The following is a 1,215-nucleotide window of genomic DNA, read 5'->3' on the forward strand; positions in this document are numbered from 1 at the left end:
CCCGTTCCCATGCCGAACACGGAAGTTAAGCGCTTCAGCGCCGAAAGTAGTTGGGGGTCTCCCCCTGTGAGGATAGGACGCTGCCAGGCTGTTTATTTTTTTGAAAAAATTATTGACTTTCTTCTTGAGGAGACTTAAAATAGGTAAAGTCGATACAGTAATTATTTAAAACGGTCCCGTGGTGTAGTGGTTAACATGTCTGCCTGTCACGCAGAAGATCGCGGGTTCGAATCCCGTCGGGACCGCCATTTTTTTATTTAATTTAATAAGTTGGCTTTGTAGCTCAGTTGGTAGAGCAAAGGACTGAAAATCCTTGTGTCGGCGGTTCGATTCCGTCCAAAGCCACCATTTACAGCGCCGGTGTAGCTCAGTTGGTAGAGCATCTGACTTGTAATCAGAGGGTCGAGGGTTCGAATCCTTTCGCCGGCACCATTTTTCTCATGGCGGTTGTGGCGAAGTGGTTAACGCACCGGATTGTGATTCCGGCATTCGAGGGTTCAATTCCCTTCAGCCGCCCCATTTTTAAAAATTAATGAGCCATTAGCTCAGTTGGTAGAGCATCTGACTTTTAATCAGAGGGTCGCAGGTTCGAGCCCTGCATGGCTCACCATTTCTCATTAATTTCTATACTTAAATATTATATGCGGGTGTGGCGGAATTGGTAGACGCGCTAGACTTAGGATCTAGTGTCTTTGACGTGGGGGTTCGAGTCCCTTCACCCGCATCTCTAATCTAACTTTATATTGCGGAAGTAGTTCAGTGGTAGAATACGACCTTGCCAAGGTCGGGGTCGCGGGTTCGAATCCCGTCTTCCGCTCCAATTATATGCGGTCGTGGCGGAATCGGTAGACGCGCTAGGTTGAGGGCCTAGTGGTGGTTAACACCGTGGAGGTTCAAGTCCTCTCGACCGCATTAATGCACCCTTAGCTCAGCTGGATAGAGCGTTAGACTACGAATCTAAAGGCCGGGAGTTCGAATCTCTCAGGGTGCACCATTTATAACGGGAAGTAGCTCAGCTTGGTAGAGCACTTGGTTTGGGACCAAGGGGTCGCAGGTTCGAATCCTGTCTTCCCGACCATTTCTTAATTCAATTTGGTCTTTGAAAACTGAACGATGAGGCAAAAATGTTTTACAATGTTTGAATGAAGCGCAAGCTTCGTCATTTTTTAAAGAGCTATATCAAATTCTTTGGAGAGTTTGATCCTGGCTCAGGAC

General features: G+C 47.3%; 10 tRNA genes and 1 rRNA gene. All 11 read left to right on the forward strand.

From position 1 onward, the window contains the following. Positions 1-89, forward strand: a 5S ribosomal RNA gene (gene rrf / locus KNP72_RS15670); the annotation flags it as partial. Between the two features lie 83 nt (positions 90-172). Beyond that, a tRNA-Asp gene (locus tag KNP72_RS15675) sits at positions 173-248 on the forward strand. Between the two features lie 24 nt (positions 249-272). Further along, a tRNA-Phe gene (locus KNP72_RS15680) sits at positions 273-348 on the forward strand. Positions 349-356: 8 nt separating this feature from the next. Further along, positions 357-432 (forward strand) — tRNA-Thr (locus KNP72_RS15685). An 11-nt stretch (positions 433-443) separates the two neighbouring features. Further along, positions 444-519 (forward strand) — tRNA-His (locus KNP72_RS15690). A gap of 15 nt (positions 520-534) precedes the next feature. Then, positions 535-610 (forward strand) — tRNA-Lys (locus KNP72_RS15695). 33 nt (positions 611-643) lie between these two features. Next, a tRNA-Leu gene (locus KNP72_RS15700) sits at positions 644-724 on the forward strand. Between the two features lie 21 nt (positions 725-745). Continuing rightward, positions 746-820, forward strand: a tRNA-Gly gene (locus tag KNP72_RS15705). 7 nt (positions 821-827) lie between these two features. After that, a tRNA-Leu gene (locus tag KNP72_RS15710) sits at positions 828-912 on the forward strand. Between the two features lie 5 nt (positions 913-917). Next, positions 918-994: transfer RNA gene (locus tag KNP72_RS15715), tRNA-Arg, on the forward strand. Between the two features lie 7 nt (positions 995-1,001). Beyond that, positions 1,002-1,078 (forward strand) — tRNA-Pro (locus KNP72_RS15720). Positions 1,079-1,215: the final 137 nt, after the last annotated feature.

Source organism: Exiguobacterium sp. s152, from assembly GCF_018618335.1.
GTDB lineage: Bacteria > Bacillota > Bacilli > Exiguobacteriales > Exiguobacteriaceae > Exiguobacterium > Exiguobacterium chiriqhucha.